This is a genomic window from Achromobacter sp. FW305-C-13, assembly GCF_058783475.1.
This window is the reverse complement of the sequence record NZ_JBYSYN010000003.1, coordinates 938,687-956,966: the sequence shown is the minus strand read 5'-3', so window position 1 is coordinate 956,966 and position 18,280 is coordinate 938,687. Positions and strand designations below refer to the sequence as shown.

General features: G+C 65.9%; 20 protein-coding genes. 7 read left to right on the top strand and 13 right to left on the bottom strand.

Annotated elements, in window-relative coordinates; all coding sequences use genetic code 11:
• Positions 1-29: 29 nt before the first annotated feature.
• Positions 30-1,217, bottom strand: a complete 1,188-nt coding sequence (alaC, locus tag AC3WMU_RS23320; RefSeq protein ID WP_006224991.1) for an alanine transaminase — start codon at positions 1,215-1,217, stop codon at positions 30-32.
• 230 nt (positions 1,218-1,447) lie between these two features.
• Here alaC and AC3WMU_RS23315 point away from each other — a divergent pair, with 230 nt between their 5' ends.
• Genes AC3WMU_RS23315 through AC3WMU_RS23305 form a run of 3 tightly spaced genes read left to right on the top strand, consistent with a single transcriptional unit; the run spans position 1,448 to position 4,133 of the window.
• On the top strand, positions 1,448-1,909 hold the full coding sequence (locus tag AC3WMU_RS23315; RefSeq protein ID WP_088590664.1) for an Mth938-like domain-containing protein: 462 nt from the start codon (positions 1,448-1,450) through the stop codon (positions 1,907-1,909).
• Positions 1,906-2,370 (top strand): peroxiredoxin, encoded by a 465-nt coding sequence (locus AC3WMU_RS23310; RefSeq protein ID WP_006224993.1) that lies wholly within the window; start codon positions 1,906-1,908, stop codon positions 2,368-2,370. The genes AC3WMU_RS23315 and AC3WMU_RS23310 overlap by 4 nt, the downstream gene beginning before the upstream one ends.
• A gap of 56 nt (positions 2,371-2,426) precedes the next feature.
• Positions 2,427-4,133 carry a PhoH family protein gene (locus AC3WMU_RS23305; RefSeq protein WP_280025268.1) on the top strand — a complete coding sequence of 569 codons (1,707 nt, stop codon included), beginning with the start codon at positions 2,427-2,429 and terminating at the stop codon, positions 4,131-4,133.
• Positions 4,134-4,212: 79 nt separating this feature from the next.
• On the opposite strand, the gene AC3WMU_RS23300 is transcribed toward AC3WMU_RS23305, so the two are convergent.
• The 7 genes from AC3WMU_RS23300 to AC3WMU_RS23270 form a co-directional block, all read right to left on the bottom strand.
• On the bottom strand, positions 4,213-4,344 hold the full coding sequence (locus AC3WMU_RS23300) for an entericidin A/B family lipoprotein (protein ID WP_006218367.1): 132 nt from the start codon (positions 4,342-4,344) through the stop codon (positions 4,213-4,215).
• A gap of 39 nt (positions 4,345-4,383) precedes the next feature.
• A complete protein-coding gene (locus AC3WMU_RS23295) occupies positions 4,384-5,079 on the bottom strand; it encodes a fumarylacetoacetate hydrolase family protein (RefSeq protein ID WP_006224995.1) in 696 nt (231 codons plus the stop codon).
• A gap of 119 nt (positions 5,080-5,198) precedes the next feature.
• A complete protein-coding gene (locus tag AC3WMU_RS23290) occupies positions 5,199-5,501 on the bottom strand; it encodes a Dabb family protein (RefSeq protein WP_492283029.1) in 303 nt (100 codons plus the stop codon).
• On the bottom strand, positions 5,501-7,378 hold the full coding sequence (locus AC3WMU_RS23285; RefSeq protein ID WP_492283028.1) for an ABC transporter permease: 1,878 nt from the start codon (positions 7,376-7,378) through the stop codon (positions 5,501-5,503). Before AC3WMU_RS23285 ends, AC3WMU_RS23290 begins: the two co-directional genes overlap by 1 nt.
• A 13-nt stretch (positions 7,379-7,391) precedes the next feature.
• Positions 7,392-8,084, bottom strand: a complete 693-nt coding sequence (locus tag AC3WMU_RS23280) for an ABC transporter ATP-binding protein (protein WP_006224998.1) — start codon at positions 8,082-8,084, stop codon at positions 7,392-7,394.
• A 1-nt stretch (position 8,085) separates the two neighbouring features.
• On the bottom strand, positions 8,086-8,847 hold the full coding sequence (locus AC3WMU_RS23275) for an ABC transporter ATP-binding protein (RefSeq protein ID WP_006224999.1): 762 nt from the start codon (positions 8,845-8,847) through the stop codon (positions 8,086-8,088).
• Positions 8,848-8,857: 10 nt separating this feature from the next.
• Complete coding sequence (locus AC3WMU_RS23270; protein ID WP_492283027.1) at positions 8,858-9,637, bottom strand: SDR family NAD(P)-dependent oxidoreductase; 780 nt, start codon at positions 9,635-9,637, stop codon at positions 8,858-8,860.
• 174 nt (positions 9,638-9,811) lie between these two features.
• On the opposite strand from AC3WMU_RS23270, the gene AC3WMU_RS23265 reads away from it, so the two are divergent.
• From AC3WMU_RS23265 to AC3WMU_RS23250, 4 genes are all read left to right on the top strand, one after another.
• Positions 9,812-10,210 carry a cupin domain-containing protein gene (locus tag AC3WMU_RS23265; RefSeq protein WP_006225001.1) on the top strand — a complete coding sequence of 133 codons (399 nt, stop codon included), beginning with the start codon at positions 9,812-9,814 and terminating at the stop codon, positions 10,208-10,210.
• Between the two features lie 81 nt (positions 10,211-10,291).
• A complete protein-coding gene (locus AC3WMU_RS23260) occupies positions 10,292-11,503 on the top strand; it encodes an ABC transporter substrate-binding protein (protein WP_280025278.1) in 1,212 nt (403 codons plus the stop codon).
• Entirely contained in the window at positions 11,503-12,264 is a 762-nt protein-coding gene (locus tag AC3WMU_RS23255; RefSeq protein ID WP_088590588.1) for an SDR family oxidoreductase, read from the top strand. Before AC3WMU_RS23260 ends, AC3WMU_RS23255 begins: the two co-directional genes overlap by 1 nt.
• A gap of 15 nt (positions 12,265-12,279) precedes the next feature.
• Positions 12,280-13,116, top strand: a complete 837-nt coding sequence (locus AC3WMU_RS23250) for an IclR family transcriptional regulator (RefSeq protein WP_006225004.1) — start codon at positions 12,280-12,282, stop codon at positions 13,114-13,116.
• Here the strand turns inward: AC3WMU_RS23250 and ppa are convergent, their stop codons facing one another.
• The 5 genes from ppa to hemC are packed head-to-tail and all read right to left on the bottom strand — an operon-like array spanning position 13,117 to position 18,277.
• Positions 13,117-13,647, bottom strand: coding sequence for an inorganic diphosphatase (gene ppa, locus AC3WMU_RS23245; protein ID WP_006225005.1), 531 nt, complete (start codon positions 13,645-13,647; stop codon positions 13,117-13,119).
• 32 nt (positions 13,648-13,679) lie between these two features.
• A complete protein-coding gene (locus AC3WMU_RS23240) occupies positions 13,680-15,293 on the bottom strand; it encodes a heme biosynthesis HemY N-terminal domain-containing protein (protein WP_492283026.1) in 1,614 nt (537 codons plus the stop codon).
• A 5-nt stretch (positions 15,294-15,298) separates the two neighbouring features.
• Positions 15,299-16,492: a uroporphyrinogen-III C-methyltransferase gene (locus AC3WMU_RS23235; protein ID WP_052017881.1), complete on the bottom strand. Its 1,194-nt coding sequence runs from the start codon at positions 16,490-16,492 to the stop codon at positions 15,299-15,301.
• A 37-nt stretch (positions 16,493-16,529) separates the two neighbouring features.
• Positions 16,530-17,330, bottom strand: coding sequence for a uroporphyrinogen-III synthase (locus AC3WMU_RS23230; protein WP_492283025.1), 801 nt, complete (start codon positions 17,328-17,330; stop codon positions 16,530-16,532).
• Entirely contained in the window at positions 17,330-18,277 is a 948-nt protein-coding gene (gene hemC, locus AC3WMU_RS23225; protein ID WP_280025287.1) for a hydroxymethylbilane synthase, read from the bottom strand. Before hemC ends, AC3WMU_RS23230 begins: the two co-directional genes overlap by 1 nt.
• Between the last annotated feature and the right edge of the window lie 3 nt (positions 18,278-18,280).

The window sequence follows — 18,280 nt, the reverse complement described above, 5'->3', positions numbered from 1 at the left end:
GCGCGCAGCGCCGCGGGGGTGGGCTCCCATCATTTCAGCAAGCCGTCCTTGCGGAACATCTCTTTGATGCCTCGCACCGCCTGCCGGGTGCGCTGCTCGTTTTCGATAAGAGCGAAGCGGACATAGTCGTCGCCATACTCGCCGAAGCCGATCCCGGGGGACACGGCCACTTTCGCATCCGACAGGACACGCTTGGCAAATTCCAAAGAGCCCATCGCCCTGTAGGGCTCGGGGATCTGCGCCCAGATATACATGGACGCCTTGGGAATCTCCACATTCCAACCTGCTTCATGCAGACCGCGCACGAGCACGTCGCGGCGGCTTTGGTACTGGGCCACGATCTCGTTCACGCAGTCCTGCGGGCCATCCAGGGCGGCGATGGACGCCACCTGGATCGGCGTGAACGTACCGTAGTCGTGATAGCTCTTGATGCGCGCAAGCGCGTTGACCAGCTCGCGGTTGCCGACCATGTAGCCGATGCGCCAGCCGGCCATGTTGTAGCTTTTGCTCATCGTGAAGAACTCGACGGCGACATCGCGCGCGCCGGGCACCTGCATGATGGAAGGCGCCACGTAGCCGTCGAAGGTGATGTCGGCGTAGGCCAGGTCATGCACGACGAGGATGTCGTGTTCCTTGGCCAGCGTCACCACGCGTTCGAAGAACGACAGGTCCACGCACTGGGCGGTCGGGTTGCTGGGAAAGCCCAGCACCATCATTTTAGGCTTCGGGATCGACTCGCGCACCGCGCGTTCCAGTTCCTCGAAGAAATCCACGCCCGGCGTCATGCGCACGGACCGGATGTTGGCGCCGGCAATGACGGCGCCATAGATGTGGATCGGGTAGCTGGGGTTGGGCACCAGCACCGTGTCGCCGCGGTCCAGCGTGGCCAGCATCAGGTGGGCCAGGCCTTCCTTGGACCCGATGGTGACGATGGCTTCGGAATCCGGGTCGAACTCGACCGCGTAGCGACGCTGGTACCAGTCGCAGATGGCCTTGCGCAGGCGCGGGATGCCCTTGGACACCGAGTAGCCGTGGGTGGTCGGGCGCGAGGTGGCTTCCACCATCTTTTCGACGATGTGCTGGGGGGTCGCGCCGTCCGGATTGCCCATCGACATGTCGATGATGTCTTCGCCCCGCCGACGCGCCGCCATCTTGAGTTCGCCGGTGATGTTGAAAACATACGGGGGCAAACGCTCGATGCGGGAGAATTTCCTCATGATGGGAATCCTTAAGGGACGAAAGGCAAAAACCGGGGCGCGGCCGCGCGTGGGGGATGGGGCTCAAAGCCGCGCCAGCACACGTTTGCAGCGCAACAAAACCCTGTAATCTAGCGCAAGCGCGCCTAGGCGGCAAATGGGGCGGAAAAACCCCCATTTCCCGAGTGGATACAGAGCAACATCTGTACATCCTGATGCGCTATTATCAAGCCACAAAGCCGGAGTTTTTATTGAAGCTGCATACCGATCCTGCGACGGCCGCTCTGAACACCGTCACCGCTTACGGTGAGGGTTATATCGAGGTCAACCAGGTACGTTTTTCCTCCTCGGTGGCCTTTGGCCCCGAAGGCGAAGTGACCGAATGGCCCGTTGAGTCGCCGGCCGACATTACCTCCCCCCTGTTGCACCAGGCGGCCGGCTTGACCGAGCCCGTCCGCGATCCCATGGCATTCCTGGACGAACCGGAAGCCGCCCCCAGCCGCCCGGCCAATGCGCCCGAGGTGCTGCTGGTCGGCACAGGCGCCCGCCAGCAATTCCTGCGCCCCGAAGTGTTGCGTCCCCTGTTGGCCATGGGCATCGGCGTCGAGATCATGGACACGCACGCCGCCTCCCGCACCTACAACATCCTGATGGCTGAGGGCCGCCGCGTCGTGGTCGCCCTCATCCCTCCCAATGGAGAATCCCAGAAATGACGCCCAGTATCGGCAAGCCCGCCCCGCAGTTCACCGCTGAAAGCACCATTGGTCCGATCAGCCTTGAACAATGCCAGGGCCGTGCCGTCATCCTGTACTTCTACCCCAAGGACAACACCCCTGGCTGCACGACCGAAAGCCAGGACTTCCGCGACCTGAACGCCGAATTCCTGGCAGCCAGCGCGGTGGTCATCGGCATCTCGCGCGATTCGCTGAAATCGCATGAGAACTTCAAGGCCAAGTACGAACTTCCTTTCCCCCTCATCTCCGACGCCGACGAAACCGTGTGCAACCTGTTCGGCGTCATCAAGCAGAAGAATATGTATGGCAAGCAGGTGCGAGGCATTGAGCGCAGCACCTTTTTGATCGATGCCTATGGCGTGCTGGTGCAGGAGTGGCGCGGGGTGAAGGTCCCGGGCCACGCCAAGGAAGTCCTGCAGGCCGCAAAAAGTATCGGTTAGCCGTACAGGAACACCCGTCAGGCGCTATAGCCGGCCCACACTGGAGAGTGACGCATATGCCGCTTCCGAAGTTGCCTACCCGCCCCGCAGCCATCCTGACCTTCCCCTCGGGCGAAACCGCCCGGGCGCAGGCCCGCACCACCAAGACTGCCGCTGCGCGGTCCAACACCCAAGCCGTACTTGCCGACGAAGACGAGGACGAGCTGCTCGTCCAGCCTGAACTCGACGGCATGGCGTCTCCGGCACGCAAGGCGCAGATTCCCGCGCCGACCCGCCAGGTGCCGCCGCCACCTCCTGCCGCCACCCCCGCCCGCACGGAAGCGCGTGCGGCCAAACCCGCCCAGACGGCCTCCAAGCGCGCCAAGCCGCGCGCCCAGAACGAGCCGCGCAAGCTGTTCGTGCTGGACACCAACGTGCTGCTGCACGATCCCAGCTCGCTGTTCCGGTTCGAAGAGCACGACATCTTCCTGCCGATGATGACGCTGGAAGAACTGGACCACCAGAAAAAGGGCATGTCGGAAGTGGCCCGCAACGCGCGCCAGGTCAGCCGCTCGCTGGATGCGCTGGTGCAGGACACCACCCAGCTGGACGAAGGGCTGGAGCTGGCCAAGCTGGGCAACAAGGATGCCACCGGTCGCCTGTTGTTCCAGACGACCGCCATCCACAGCACCCTGCCCTCCGACCTGCCGATGGGCAAGGCCGACAACCAGATCCTGGGCGTCGTCCGGGCCCTGCAGGAAAAGTACCCGCAGCGCGAAGTCGTGCTGGTGTCCAAAGACATCAACATGCGCTTGAAGGCGCGCGCGCTGGGCATGGCCGCCGAAGACTACTTCAACGACCACGTCCTCGAAGACTCGGACCTGATGTATTCGGGCGTGATGCAGTTGCCCGAAGATTTCTGGAACAAGCACGGCAAGGACGTCGAGTCCTGGCAGCAAGGCGGCACCACCTTCTACCGTATCCACGGCCCGCTGTGTTCGCAGTTCGTCGTCAACCAGTTCGTCTACTTCGAAGGCCAGATGCCGCTGTACGCGCAAGTGCGCGAAGTCAGCGGCAAGATGGCGGTGCTGGCCACCCTGCGCGACTACACCCACGGCAAGAACAACGTCTGGGGCATCACGGCGCGCAACCGCGAACAGAACTTCGCCATGAACCTGCTGATGAACCCGGAATGCGACTTCGTGTCGCTGCTGGGCCAGGCGGGTACCGGCAAGACGCTGCTGGCGTTGGCGGCAGGCATCACGCAGGTGCTGGAGACCAAGCGCTACACCGAAATCATCATGACCCGCGTCACGGTGCCCGTCGGTGAAGACATCGGTTTCCTGCCCGGCACGGAAGAAGAGAAGATGCTGCCGTGGATGGGCGCGCTGGAAGACAACCTGGATGTGCTCAACATGGGCGATGGCGAGGGCAACGGGGACTGGGGGCGCGCCGCCACCATGGACCTGATCCGTTCTCGCATCAAGGTCAAGTCGCTGAACTTCATGCGCGGCCGCACGTTCCTGAACAAGTACCTGATCATCGACGAAGCGCAGAACCTGACGCCCAAGCAGATGAAAACGCTGGTGACCCGCGCGGGCCCTGGCACCAAGGTGATCTGCCTGGGCAACGTCGCCCAGATCGATACGCCGTATCTGACCGAAGGCAGTTCGGGCCTGACGTTCGTCGTCGACCGCTTCAAGGGCTGGCCACATTCGGGGCACGTCACGCTGCAGCGCGGCGAACGTTCCCGCCTGGCCGACTACGCGGGGGATGTGCTGTAGGGCATCCGCGCTACCGGCATGAAAAAAGCCCCTTGAGTCATCAAGGGGCTTTTTTTTGCCGTGGCAACGACGCCGACGATTACTTGTCGGCGGCGTTGGTGATGGCGTTGCCGGCCCGGGACATGTCACGACCCATGCCCGCGACGGTATTGCAACCGGCGAGCACGAATCCGAACACGACAAAGGCGGTCAGCACGATCTTGCCGCGCATGCTGGAACTCCTGAACAATAGAAAGAGGCGGTGCCGGAATCAGGCGATCTGCACGCGCAGTTCGCCCAGGCCTTCCACGCCGCCGGTGATCACATCGCCTTGCACGACCGCGCCCACGCCTTCCGGGGTGCCGGTGAAGATGATGTCGCCCGGCTGCAGTTCGAACAGGCCCGACAGGTACGAAATGCTTTCGGGGATGTTCCACAGCATCTGCGAAATGTCGCTGGACTGCTTGCGCTGGCCGTTCACGTCCAGCCAGATCGCGCCCTTGTCCAGCGTGCCCACGACGCTGCGCGGGTGGATCGGGCCCATCGGGGCGGACTCGTCGAAGGCCTTGCCGATTTCCCAGGGGCGGCCCTGCTTCTTCATTTCGCCTTGCAGGTCGCGGCGGGTCATGTCCAGGCCCAACGCATAGCCCCACACGCATTCATTGGCTTCTTCGACCGGAATATTGCGGCCGCCCTTGCCCAGCACCACGACCAGTTCCATCTCGTAGTGCAGGTTGGAGGTCTTGGGCGGATAGGCCATCTTGCCGGTTTCGCCGTCGGCCACGCTCAGCACGGCATCAGCAGGCTTGCAGAAGAAGAACGGGTCTTCGCGGCCGGTGAAACCCATTTCCTTGGCGTGCTCGGCGTAATTGCGGCCAACGCAATACACGCGGCGGACCGGGAACAGCGCGGCGCTGCCGGCAACGGGAACCGCGACGGGCGGCTGGGGAGGTAGTACGTAGTCCATGAGCGATCAACCTATGACAAATACGTGAGGCGGGCAGTTTTATCTTGGGGCGGCCCGGATATCGAAAATCATCCGCGAGTTTATCGCTTTCCCGGGCGCAAGGCGCGAGCCTTGCGCGTTCAGGAAAACGTAGGGATATCCCCGTCGAAAACGACCAGGCGCTCGATGAAATCCGCCATGTAGGCCTTCATCTCCTGGTGCGCCGGGGACACCTGGTAGCGGTCATGCGCGGCGCCATCCGCAAAGGCGGCCACGACCGCATGGGTCAGGCCGTCAGAGCGCCCGGCCTCGTTGGGCCGGAAGGCGTATCCGGCCACCCCGTCGCATTCCGCCAGGACCCGGTCGCAGTACGCCTGGACCCGCCCGTGGAATTCCGCATCGGCCGCCGCCGACAGTTGCAACATCACGACATGCAGGAACATCAGGACTCCTTTTTCACGCGGGTCGCGGCCAGCCAGGCGCGCGACACCAATCCCATGATGCCGTCTCGCAACAGCAGCACGCACAAGACAAAGATCGCGCCCTGGACGATCAGCACCCAGGACCCCAGCGGCGCCAGGTAGTTCTGCAGCGACACGAAAGTCAGCGCCCCCGCAAGCGGCCCGAATACCGTGCCGATGCCGCCCAGCAGCGCCATCAGCACGACTTCGCCGTTGGCATGCCAGTGCACGTCGGTCAGCGAGGCCACGCCGAACACCAGCACCTTCAGCCCGCCCGCCAACCCCGCCACGGAGGCCGACAGCGTGAACGCGATCAGCTTGTAGCGCGACGTGGAATACCCCAGCGACCGGGCGCGTTGTTCGTTGTCGCGCACCGAGCGGATGACTTCGCCGAACGGGGAATTCAGCACGCGCAGGACGAAGGCGTAGCCCAGCGCGAACACGGCCAGCGTAAAGTAGTACATCGGCATCACGCTGTTCAGGTCGAAGACGCCGAAGAGCTTGCCGCGCGGAACGCTTTGCAGCCCGTCCTCGCCGCCGGTGAATCCTGCTTGCACCGCGATGAAGTAGACCAGTTGCGACAGCGCCAGCGTGATCATCGCGAAGTAGATGCCCTGCCGCCGGATCGCGATGGCACCGAACAGCAGGCCCAGCAGGCCGCCCGTCACCACGCCGGCCAGCAAGCCCAGTTCCGGCGTGGCGCCGAACAGCTTCATGACGATGCCGGTGGCATAGGCTGCCGCGCCGAAGAACGCCGCATGGCCGAAGGACAGCAGGCCCACATAGCCCACCAGCAGGTTGAAGGCTGCCGCGAACAGGGCGAAGCACAGCACCTTCATCAGGAACGTGGGATACACGAACCAGGGCGCGATCAACGCCACCACCGCCAGCACCGCCATCGACACGCGCATCGCGCGCCGACTCAGCTGCACGGGTTGCCGCGTCGCTTCCGCGGCCAGCACGTTCTGCACCTGCAGGGGCTTGCCGAACAGCCCCGCCGGCTTGCACAGCAGCACCAGCACCATGATGATGAAGATCGCCAGGTTGGCGGCCTCGGGGTAGAAGACCTTGGTCAGGCCTTCGATAATGCCAAGCCCAAAGCCGCTGACGATGGCGCCCATGATGGAGCCCATGCCGCCGATCACCACCACCGCAAACACGACCACCACCAGATTCGATCCCATCATCGGGCTGACCTGGTAGATGGGCGCCGCGATCACGCCCGCCACCGACGCCAGCGCGACGCCCAGCGCATAGGTCAGTGTGATCAGCAGCGGCACGTTGATGCCGAACGAACGCACGATCGTCGGGTTTTCCGTCGCCGCGCGCAGCATCGCGCCCACCCGCGTCTTCTCGATCAGCACCCACACGGCCAGGCACAGCACCAGCGACACCGCCACGGCCCAGCCGCGGTACCAGGGCAGGAACATGAAGCCCAGGTTGACGCCCCCGGTCAGCGCCTTGGGGATGGTGTAGGGCAGCCCCGACACGCCATAGGCCTGGCGCAGGCCGCCTTCGATCAGCAACGCAATGCCGAAGGTGAGCAGCAGCCCGTACAGATGGTCCATGCGATAGGTGCGCGAGATCAGCAAGCGCTCCGTCACGATGGCAAACACCGCCATGATCAGCGGCACCAGCACAAGCGCCGCCCAGTAGTTCACGCCCAGGTAGTTCAACAGCATCCAGGCCAGGAACGCGCCCGCCGTGTACTGCGCGCCATGGGCGAAGTTGATGATGTTCAACAGGCCGAAAATCACCGCCAGGCCGATCGAGAGCAAGGCGTAGAAAGAACCGTTGATCAGGCCAAGCAGCAGCTGGCCGAACAGCGCCGTGGACGGCACTCCGAAAATTTCGAACACAGGCATTCTCCTCTCAGACGCCCAGGCGGCGCGCGATCCGGGCAGGATCGCGGCGCGCTTCATCCGCCGACAGCCGGTCGACCACGCAGCCATGCTCCATGACGTAGTGGCGGTCGGCCACCTTGGTCGCGAAGCGGAAGTTCTGCTCGACCAGCACGATGGTGAAGCCCCGCTCCTTCAAGGTGCGGATGGCTTGCCCGATCTGCTGCACGATGACGGGCGCCAGCCCTTCGGTGGGTTCGTCCAGCAGGATCAGCTGAGCGCCCGTGCGCAGGATGCGCGCGATGGCCAGCATCTGCTGTTCTCCGCCCGACAGGTTGCCGCCCGAGCTGGCACTGCGTTCGCGCAGGTTGGGGAACAGCGTGTAGATCTCGTCCAGCGACATGCCGCCCGCGGCCAGGCGCGGCGGCAGCATCAGGTTTTCGGTCACGTTCAGGCTGCGGAACACCGCGCGCTCCTCGGGGCAATACACCACGCCCAGGCGCGGAATGCGGTGCGGCGCCATGCCCACCGTTTCCTGCCCGTTCAGGCGGATGGAGCCGCGCCGCTTGTCCAGGATGCCCATGATGGCGCGCAGGGTCGTCGTCTTGCCCGCGCCGTTGCGGCCCAGGATGGTGACGAGTTCGCCCCGGTTCACGTCGATGTCCACGCCATGCAGCACGTGCGATTCGCCGTACCAGGCATTGAGGTCTTTGATCGCCAGCATCTCAGTGCGTCTCCTCGTCAGAGCCCATATAGGCGGTGATGACGCGCTCGTCGCGGGAGACGGCTGCGTAGTCGCCCTGCGCCAGCACCGCGCCGCGCGCGAGCACGGTGATGGTGTCGGACAGGTCGGCCACCACCGACAGGTTGTGCTCGACCATGAGGATGCTCCGGTTCACCGACACGCGCCGGATCAGCGCGGCGATGCGGGCGACGTCTTCCTGGCCCAGCCCCGCCATGGGCTCGTCCAGCAGCATGATCTCGGGTTCCAGCGCCAAGGTCATGGCGATTTCCAGCGCACGCTTGCGGCCGTAAGGCAGCAGCGCAGCCGTGGTCTCCGCCAGCGGCGCCAGGCCCACCGCGTCCAGCAGCTCCATCGCGCGGCCATTCAGGCGGTCAACGCTGCGCCGGCTGCGCCAGAAGCGCAGGCCGTCGCCATGCTGGCGCATCAGCGCCACGCGCATGTTCTGCAGCACGGTCAAGCCCAGGAACACGGCGGATATCTGGAATGAGCGGACGATGCCCAGGCGAGCGATCTGCTCCGGCGCAAGAGAGGTGATGTCGCGGCCGCGGTAATGGATGACGCCCGCATCCGGCGTCAGGAATTTGGTCAGCAGGTTGAAGCAGGTGGTTTTGCCAGCGCCGTTGGGGCCGATCAGCGCGTGGATGGAGCCTTCTTGCAGGGCGAGGGTCACGCCATCGACGGCATTGAAGCCGCCGAACCGCTTGACCAGCCCCTGGGCGGACAGAACCGCTTGGGTGCTCATGGGGGCGCTCCTACATGCGGGCCAACAGGCCGCCGTCAATCGCCAGGACGTGCCCGTTGACGAACGACGCGCCCGGCGACGCCAGGTAGACCACGGCAGGCGCAATGTCTTCCGGCGCGGCCCAGCGCCCGGTCGGCACGGCAGACGACAGGAACGACTGGAATTGCGGATTGTCCTGCAGCCCTTGCGTGAAATCCGTGCGGACGAAACCCGGCGCAAGCGCGTTGCAGGTCACGCCGCTGGCGCCGTATTCCACGGCCAGCGCCCGCGTGAACGCCGCGATGGCGCCCTTGGCGGTCGCGTACGCAGCGATGTTCGGCATGGTCGCCTGCCCTGCCACCGACGACATCAGGATGATGCGGCCGAAGCTGCGCTTGCCCATCCCGGGCAACACGGCGCGGGCGCAATGGAACGCGCCGTTGACGTGCACGTTCTGCAGCGCCTGCCACTCGGCCGGCGTCATCTCCACCACGGGTTTGCGGTTCTGGTTGCCGGCATTGCTGACCAGCACGTCGATGGCCAATCCGGCGGCCTCCAATTGGGCGACAGCTGCGGCCACCGCCTCGCCATCCGCCACGTCAAACGGTGCGCTGCGCGCCTTGATGCCATCCGCGGCCAGCTGCGCGCAAGCGGCATCGCAGGCCTCGATCGACAGGTCGTTGATGACGACCTCCGCGCCGGCCATCCCCAGGCCCCGCGCGATGGCGAAGCCCAACCCCCTGCCTGCCCCCGTCACCAGCGCGACGCGCCCCGCCAGACCGAACGTCTGGTCCAGATAGTCGTGTTTCAAGCTTGTCTCCTTGTTTTATATGCACCGGATCTCTGGGTCCGGCCTGTGTCGCCTTTGCTTCGTCGATGCAAAAACAAAGTTGACATCAATCTCAATATACGCGACTATTTTTAAACACTCAATAACAAGATTTTTACTTTATCTTCAATAACGAGTTACGGCTAGGAGACAACCATGGCCCTCGAAACCCCCGGCTGCCCTGCGGCCAATGCGCTGCCGCCGCTGGCCTCGCGCTTCCTGAAAGTCGCCGATCTGCCCTGGAAACCCACCCAGGTGGAAGGCATCGAAATGAAGGTGCTGATGCAGGACAAGGAGTCCGGCCTGCTCACCGCCCTCTTCCGCTGGCAGCCCGGCACCGAACTGCCGCTGCACGAGCACGTGGAAGTCGAGCAGACCTATGTGCTGGAGGGATCCATCGTGGATGCGGAAGGCGAAGTGTGCGCAGGCGACTACGTCTGGCGCCCGCGTGGCAACCAGCACGTGGCGCGCGCGCCCAACGGCGCGCTAGTGCTGAGCTTTTTCCTGAAACCCAATCTGTTCATCGACGCCTACGCCGGCCAGACGCTGGAGTAGGCCGACCCGCCGTGCAAGACCCCGCATGACCGCCCGGCACAGGGCGGCGCGCAAAGAACCAAGCCCCCGAGGAGACACCCCATGAAGACCCGTATCAAGAACAGCCTTGCCGCCTGCGTGCTGGGCACCCTGTCCCTGTCCGCCCAGGCGCAGGTGTCGGACGATGTCGTGAAGATCGGCGTGCTGGGCGACCAGTCCGGCATGATGGCCGACCTGTCCGGCAAATTCGGCGTGGAAGCCGTGAAGATGGCCGTCGAAGATTTCGGAGGCACCGTGCTGGGCAGGCCCATCGAAGTGATTTCCGCCGACCACCAGAACAAGGTGGACATCGGCGTGTCGATCGCCCGCCGCTGGTATGAAAACGACAAGGTCGACCTGATCCTGGACGTACCCAACTCGGCCATCGCGCTGGCAGTGCAGGACCTGACCCGTCAGATGAAACGCGTCGTGATCTTCACCAGCGCGGGGTCGGCCGATCTGACGGGCAAGGCCTGCTCGCCAAACGGCATGCACTGGACGTACGACACCTACGCCTACGCCACGGGCGTAGCCAACGGCGTGATGGAGGACGGCGGCAAGAGCTGGTACTTCATCACGTCCGATTACGCGTTCGGCCATTCGCTTGAGCGCGACGCAATGGCGGTAGTGAAGGCCAAGGGAGGCCAGGTCGTCGGCAGCGTACGCCACCCCATCGCCAGTTCGGACTTCTCGTCGTTCCTGTTGCAGGCGCAGGCCTCCAAGGCGCAGGTGATCGGCCTGGCCAACGGCAGCGGCGACACCATCAACAGCATCAAGCAGGCGTTCGAGTTCGGCATCATGGGCAGCAAGCAGCGCGTGGCCGCCCTCTTCATGAGCATCGTAGACGTGCGCAGCGTGGGCCTGGAATATGCCCAGGGCCTGAACCTGGTCGAACCCTTCTACTGGGATCAGGACGACAAGGCGCGCCAATGGTCCGAACGCTATTTCAAGCGCACCGGCCGCATGCCTTCGATGGTGCAGGCCAGCAACTACAGCGCCACGATGCATTACCTGAACGCCGTCAAGGCCGCCGGCACCGACGGGTCCGAACCCGTGCTCAAGAAAATGCACGACACGCCCATCAATGACTTCATGACCGAAAACGGCCGCATCCGCGAAGACGGCCGGGTCATGCGCGACCTGTACCTGTTCCAGGTGAAGAAGCCGTCCGAGTCCAAGCGCGACTGGGACTACTACAACCTGGTGCGCAAGATCCCCGCCGAGCAGGCCTTCCGCCCGCTGAAGGACGGCGGCTGCGCATTGGTGAAGTCGTGATGGCCGGCGCGCTTGGGCTTCTGGCCGGCAAGCGCGCCGTGGTCACGGGGGGCGCCAACCCCCGTGGCATCGGCGCGGCCGTCGTCGAACTTTTTCTTGCGCAAGGCGCGACCGTGGCCGTGCTGGACCAGGCCTATCCCGAAAGCGCCGGCCCCGCGCTGGCGCAGGGCCGCGTGGACCTGCATTGCGACGTGTCGCAGGCCGCGTCCTGCGAAGCGGCCCTGGCCCATGCGGCGCAAGTGCTGGGGGGCGTGGATATCCTGGTCAACAATGCGGGCATCGTCGCCGCCACCCGCATCTGGGATCTGGAAGAGGACGAATTCCGCCGCATGATCGACGTGAACCTGACCGGGACCTACAACGTCACGCATGCAGCGTTGCCGGCCTTGCTGGAAAGCACCCGGCGCCCCGCCATCGTGAACCTGGGCTCCACCGCCGCCTTGCGCGGCGGCGGGCTGCTGGGCGGATCGCACTACGCGGCCTCCAAGGGCGGCGTCATCAGTTTCACCAAGGCGCTGGCCCGCGAGCTGGGGCCGCGCGGCGTGCGCGCCAACTGCGTGGCGCCGGGCATTATCGAAACCGACATGACGCTCGGCAAATTCGGCGAAAATTGGGAACAAGAACTCAAACAGGGCATTCCGTTGCAACGTTTCGGCCTACCCGCCGACGTCGCCCAAGCCATCCTTTTCCTGGCCTCGGACCTGTCCTCCTACTCAACCGGCATCGTGGTCGACGTCAACGGCGGCTTCCACATTCACTAGGCATTCCCAGAAGCAATGAGCACTCCCGACCGCATGCTGTCCATCCTCGACCTCTTTCGCGACGGCACCACCGCCGCGTTCCAGGAAGACGTCATGGCGCATCTGGAGTGCTCGCGCGCCACCGCCTACCGGTATCTGAAATCGCTGACCGAAAGCGGCCTGTTGGCCCCAACCGCCGGCGGCGCCTACGTGCTGGGGTCGCGCATCATCGAACTGGACCGGCACCTGCGCCAACACGATCCGCTGATGCGCGCCGCCCGCGACGTGATGCGCGCCACCGGCGACGAGCTTCACGCCAACCTGATGCTGTGCAGCTACTACGGCGACAAGGTGCTGTGCGTGGACCGCTACTGGACGGACAACTCCATCGAATCCAGCTATGCGCGCGGCCGTCCGTTCCCGATGTTCCGCGGCGCCACCGCCAAGCCCATCCTGGCCAATCTGCCGCCCTACCAGTTGCGCAACCTGATGCTGTGGCATGCGGCCGAAATCCGCGAAGCGGGGCTGGGGGACGACTGGGATGCGTTCCGCGCAAACCTGAAACGGCTGCGCACCGCGGGCGTGTGCGTCTCGCATGGCGAGGTCGACCGCGGCCTGATGGGGATCGGCGCGGCAATCTTCAGCGGGGAACAGAAAGTGGTCGGCAGCCTGGTGTTCATCGCCTCGCAAGCGCATACCTCGGCGGCGCGCCTGGACATCCTGCAGGCGCGGATCCAGGTGGCGGCAGCCGAGGTTTCGCAGAACCTGCAGGCCCCGCAAAGCAACGGCGCGGCGGCGATCGGCATCATGCCGTCGCGGCCGCGCCGCATCAGAGCGCCGGCCGGTGCAGCACCGGCGCGGCCCAAAGCCTGATCAGGCCTTGTTGTAGCGTTCCACGCTGTTCACGATTTCTTCGTGGGCAGCGTCGACGCCCTTCCAGCCCTTGACCTTGACCCACTTGCCCTTCTCGAGATCCTTGTAGTGCTCGAAGAAGTGCTGGATGCGCGCGACGTCTTCGGTCGGCAGATCCTCGTAGGACTTGATGTTGCGGTACGGGGGGTACAGCTTTTCGATCGGCACGGCCAACAGCTTGGCGTCGCCGCCCGACTCGTCGTCCATTTCCAGCACGCCGATGGCGCGGCAGCGCACGACGGCGCCGATCTGGATCGGGAACGGGGTCAGCACCAGCACGTCGGCGGGGTCACCGTCGTCGGACAGGGTCTGCGGGATGTAGCCGTAGTTGCACGGATAGTGCATGGCCGTCAGCATGAAGCGGTCAACGAAAATCGCACCCGTTTCTTTGTCGACCTCGTACTTGACCGGGTCGGCGTTCATGGGGATTTCGATGATGACGTTGAAGTCTTCCGGCAGCTTCTTGCCAGGGGAGACGCGATCAAGACTCATGATTCAACCTTGTTGTTTGTCTGAAGAAATGTTCAAAGCGAGCCGCCGTCCTTGAACGGCGGCTTGGTGGCCGGCACCGGCACCGCGGCAGGCGCGGGCTTCGGGCTGGCGGGAGGCGCCGGCGAGTACGTCGGCACGGGCTCGTCGAAAGCCGCCGCCGGAATCGGGGCGCTGTCGAAGTACTCGTCGATGTCGGACGTGCCGCCAGCCAGCGGCGCGTCTTCGGGCGCCAGTGCGCGGTCGCGCTGGTCCTTCTTCACGCGCGCATCCGGATCCAGCACGTAGTCGGAGGCCGACGCGGCGACCGAAGGCGGCAGCGCCGGGTAGTCGCCGCCGATATCGGCGTCGCCGTCCGCGTCCGACAGGCCCACCGCATAGCCGCCTTCAGCGTCCACACGGTAAGGGTCCGAACCGGTATCCGCGGCCGGCAATGCCGCATCCGCCGCCAACACCGGCAACGCCATGCTGGCCGCCGTGGCCAGCCGCCAGTGGCGCACGGCATCGGCCGGGCGGTCCAGGCGGTCGTACAGGCTGCCCAGCAACGCATGCGTCTGCGCATCGCTGCGGCGGCTGAGGCTGCGCAGCAGATAGCGTTCCGCCTGGCCCCACAGCTGGCCGTTCAGGCACAGCATGCCCAGCGCGGTCAGCAGGTCGGGATCCGTGGGACGCTGTTGCAGCCAGGTTTCAGCCTTGGCCAAGCGACGCGACACCTGCTCGGCTTCGCACCGGGCATAGGCCGCCACCAGCGTCGGATTGAACTTCACGGCGACCGCTGCTTCCAGCACGCGGGCGGCTTCGTTGGCTTCGCCGGCCGCGTCGAACGCAGCGGCGCCAGCCAGCGCGATGTCGGGCAGCAGGCGCTCTTCGGCCTTCAGGTCTTTCCAGATGGCGCGCCAGGCTTCGCTGTTGGCCGCGGCACGCAAGCGCGCCGCGCCGGAAGCGTCGATCAGGGCATCGGCCTCGTTGCGGGCCAGCGCGTTGCGGCGCACCAGGCCGCGGGCCAGCGTGAAGACCTGCTCATCGTGATGCAGCGCGGTGTGTGCGCGCAGCAGCAGGCGCATGGTGTGCAGGTGGCGCGCGCCGCCATCGGCCAGCGGCGCCAGCACTGCCAGCGCACGTTCGGCGCGGCCTTGGTCCAGCAGCATATCGGCCGAGACCGTGGCCGTGGCTTCCACCAGGCCCGGCTCGGCGCCGGCATGTTCTTGCGCGGTGGCCAGCAGGCGGTCGCGGCGGTCGAATTCGCCCAGGCCATGCGCGGCGCGCGCGGCGGACAGGGCCGCCAGCACGCGGCGGGTCTGCACCTTGGTCTGCTCAAGCAGCTTGGTCAGATCCTTTTCGGCATGGGTATAGCGGCCTTCCAGCAGGCCGATCCAGCCGCGCTCCAGCAATTCGTGGTCGCGCGCCTGGGCGCGTTTGCCGCGCCAGACGCGGACGCGGTCGGGGATGGCCAGCAGCCACGCCAGCAGGCGCAGGCCGATGTACAGCACGATGAAGGCCGCGACGATCAGCAGGACCGCCAGCGTCAGCGACATCCCGATGCGCCAGGGCCAGACCAGCAACAGCACGTTGCCGGAATGGGAGCGCAGCACCACCGCCAGAGCGACGGCGATGACGGCAAGCAGCAGAGTCCAGAACCAGGTACGCATAAGGCTCAGTCCTGCCCGCTAGTCTTGAAACCCGCGGCGCGCAAGGCAGCCACGGCGTTCAGGCTGTCGGCCACTTCCGGCATGCGCACGGCGATGTCGGTCTGCGCCAGTTCGCGCGCCAGCGTCTGGGCGGCGACGGTGTCGGGGGAGCGGTTGTCGAAATACTTGGACAGCGTGACGCCGATGTTGTCGAGCTCGCTCTTCCAGACGGCGGGCTGGCGCATCAGCATGGCCAACTGGACGGTCAGCAGGCGTTGGCGCAGCGTGCCGCGCACCTGGTCGGCCTGTTCGGGCGACAGCAGCAAGGCGGCCGGCTCGTCCACGCGCTGGATGGTGATCAGGCCGCCCAGTTCCTGCGCCAGCGCGGAACCCGCGCGGCCGGGCCACGACACCACTTCGGCACGCCAGCGCTGCCACCACGGGGCATCGGCGGGCAAACCCGCCTGGGGGTCAACCACGGGCGCAGGGGCCACGGCCGGGCGGCTTTCGCCAGCGGCAGCCACACCCGGGGCGGCGGCATCCGGCACCAGCAAGGGGGCCTTCCCGACCAACGACACCAGGCGTTCGATGCGGGCCGACTGGGCGGGGATGTCTACGGTGGACACGGCACGCAGGCGGTCCAGGTCGCCGTTGATGGCCTGCTGCAGACTGGAGAAGCGCGGACGGTCGGCGCGGGCCAGCCGGGACTGCGCGGTTTCCAGCGCCACGATGGCGTTGGAAACGTTGCCGGCCAGGCGCAATTGCTGGTTGGCGATGGTCAGCAGGCGTTCGACGTCATTGGCCAGCAGTTCGTCGCTGGCGCTGTCGTTGAAGTTCTGCCAGGCCTGCTGCAGCGCGTTGTATTGGCTTTGCGTTTCGCGCACGGTGTCTTCAAGCTCGCCCACGCGGCCGGCCTGGGCTTGCGCCAGGGCCAGGGCTTCGCGCGTGTCCTTGCGGGCTTGGGCCACATCGGCCGTCAGCGTGTCGATGCGCGACGCGACCTCGCGCCCGGCGGACACGAACTGCGTGCGCTGCTTCCACAGCGCGTATCCCAGGCCAACGGCCAGCAGGATGACGATTATCAGGGCGGTGACCAGCGGGCCACTGCCGCGCTTGGCCGGACGGGCCTTGACGGAATCGGCCGGGGCCGATGCGGGCGCGCTTGCGCCCGGGGCGGCCGTGTTAACGACCGGATCGGTAGCGGGAGTCTTGTCTGTCATGACGCGATTGTATTCGGTGTCTGTCCGATGCAACGAATCAAGCAGCAACAAAAGCCTGGAATATCGACTCGTCGTTGGGCAAGCAGATTTTTACCATTGCTGATGGCTCGGCGCCATGACAGGCCGGTGGCACGCGGCGCGCCAGCGAGGGATGCGTCAGCACGAAACGGCATGCGTCCCACCAGCCAAGCAGCCCTGCGGCATCCAGGCAGGCGCGCACGGCGTCCGCCCCTTCGCCGCTGGTGATGAGCCAGGTGCCGCTGACACCGGCATCTGCCCAGCCCCGCAGCGTCGCCAGTTGCGCGGCGTCCCAGTTTGCCGGACGGCGCAGATAGGCCGCATGGCGCGTCACGGCCACGCCGTGCGCTTCCAGCCGGTCTCCCAGCCAGTCCCGGCCCTGGGTGCCGCGCACCAGCAGCACGCGGGCCGGCAGCTGCGGCAGACCGCAAAGCACGTCCCACAGGGCCTCGGAGTCGTGGCTGGGCGCGTCTGCGCCGGGATGCAGGACTGTTGTATTCGCGCCAAAACCGGGCGATTCACGCAGCCCCTGGGCACTGGCGGGCCCGACGGTGGCGGCAATAGTGGCCGCCGGCCAGACGGACGAACCATCGGCGCGGGCCAACTGGTCCAGGTATTGCTTGCCCGCATTGCCGCTAACGAACACGACCATGTCGAAGTCGGCCGGCCGCGGCAGGTCCGCGGCGGCGACATCCAAGGCGTGGATTTCAAGGGCAGGCAGGATGCAGGCAGACCAGCCGGCGTCGGTCAGACGGCCGGCCAGCGCCTCGTTGCGGCCCGCGGGCCGTGTCAGGACAGCGACTCGCGGTGGCGTGGACATCAGTCCGGCCGGGCGTCGTCTTGCAGGAGTTCCTGGAGGATGGCGGCAGCGCCAGCATCCAGCAGCTCCTGCGCGGCGGCTTCGCCCAGCGCCTCGGCGTTGACCGCCGGACCGCTGCGGGTCGTGTGGACCATGCGCGTGCCGTCGGGTGATGCCACCAGCGCACGCAGCGACAGGGTGTCGCCCGAGATCTCGGCAAATGCCGCCAACGGCACCTGACAGGAGCCACCCAGCTTGCGCGACACCGCCCGTTCGGCCAGCACGCAGGACGTGGTGGCCGAGCTGATCAGCGGCGCGAGCCACGCGCGCATATCGTCGCGATCGTCGCGGATCTCGATGCCCAACGCGCCCTGCCCGGCTGCCGGCAGGCTGTCGGTCGGGTCCAGCAGGCTGCTGATGCGCCCGCCCAGCCCCAGGCGTTCCAGTCCGGCGGCAGCCAGGACGATGGCGTCGTATTCGCCCTTGTCGAGCTTGCCCAGACGCGTATCCAGGTTGCCGCGCAGCGGCTTGACCACCAAGGCCGGGTAACGCGCGCGGATCTGCGATTCGCGACGCAGGCTGGACGTGCCCACGACGGCACCCGCCGGCAGGTCTGCCAGCGTCGCATAGCGGTTGGACACGAAGGCATCGCGCGGGTCCGCGCGATCAAGGACGGCGCAAAGCTCGAACGGGGCTTGCAGATCGACCGGCACATCCTTCAAGGAGTGCACGGCCAGATCGGCGCGCCCGTCGAGCAGCGCGTTTTCGAGTTCCTTGACGAACAATCCTTTGCCGCCCACTTTGGACAGGGTGCGGTCAAGGATCTGGTCGCCGCGGGTCGTCAGGGTAAGGAGCTCAACCGCGCACGCCGGGTACAGCGTGCGCAGCCGGTCGCGCACATGCTCGGCTTGCCACAGGGCAAGCCGGCTGGCGCGGGTCGCGATGACCAGGCGTTGCGGAAGAGACACGTG

Coding starts and splice junctions, on each gene's coding strand:
- alaC (WP_006224991.1), bottom strand. CDS start 1,217: ATGAGGAAATTCTCCCGCATCGAGCGTTTGCCCCCGTATGTTTTCAAC.
- AC3WMU_RS23310 (WP_006224993.1), top strand. CDS start 1,906: ATGACGCCCAGTATCGGCAAGCCCGCCCCGCAGTTCACCGCTGAAAGC.
- AC3WMU_RS23305 (WP_280025268.1), top strand. CDS start 2,427: ATGCCGCTTCCGAAGTTGCCTACCCGCCCCGCAGCCATCCTGACCTTC.
- AC3WMU_RS23300 (WP_006218367.1), bottom strand. CDS start 4,344: ATGCGCGGCAAGATCGTGCTGACCGCCTTTGTCGTGTTCGGATTCGTG.
- AC3WMU_RS23295 (WP_006224995.1), bottom strand. CDS start 5,079: ATGGACTACGTACTACCTCCCCAGCCGCCCGTCGCGGTTCCCGTTGCC.
- AC3WMU_RS23290 (WP_492283029.1), bottom strand. CDS start 5,501: ATGTTCCTGCATGTCGTGATGTTGCAACTGTCGGCGGCGGCCGATGCG.
- AC3WMU_RS23280 (WP_006224998.1), bottom strand. CDS start 8,084: ATGCTGGCGATCAAAGACCTCAATGCCTGGTACGGCGAATCGCACGTG.
- AC3WMU_RS23275 (WP_006224999.1), bottom strand. CDS start 8,847: ATGAGCACCCAAGCGGTTCTGTCCGCCCAGGGGCTGGTCAAGCGGTTC.
- AC3WMU_RS23265 (WP_006225001.1), top strand. CDS start 9,812: ATGGCCCTCGAAACCCCCGGCTGCCCTGCGGCCAATGCGCTGCCGCCG.
- AC3WMU_RS23260 (WP_280025278.1), top strand. CDS start 10,292: ATGAAGACCCGTATCAAGAACAGCCTTGCCGCCTGCGTGCTGGGCACC.
- AC3WMU_RS23255 (WP_088590588.1), top strand. CDS start 11,503: ATGGCCGGCGCGCTTGGGCTTCTGGCCGGCAAGCGCGCCGTGGTCACG.
- AC3WMU_RS23250 (WP_006225004.1), top strand. CDS start 12,280: ATGAGCACTCCCGACCGCATGCTGTCCATCCTCGACCTCTTTCGCGAC.
- ppa (WP_006225005.1), bottom strand. CDS start 13,647: ATGAGTCTTGATCGCGTCTCCCCTGGCAAGAAGCTGCCGGAAGACTTC.
- AC3WMU_RS23240 (WP_492283026.1), bottom strand. CDS start 15,293: ATGCGTACCTGGTTCTGGACTCTGCTGCTTGCCGTCATCGCCGTCGCT.
- AC3WMU_RS23235 (WP_052017881.1), bottom strand. CDS start 16,492: ATGACAGACAAGACTCCCGCTACCGATCCGGTCGTTAACACGGCCGCC.
- AC3WMU_RS23230 (WP_492283025.1), bottom strand. CDS start 17,330: ATGTCCACGCCACCGCGAGTCGCTGTCCTGACACGGCCCGCGGGCCGC.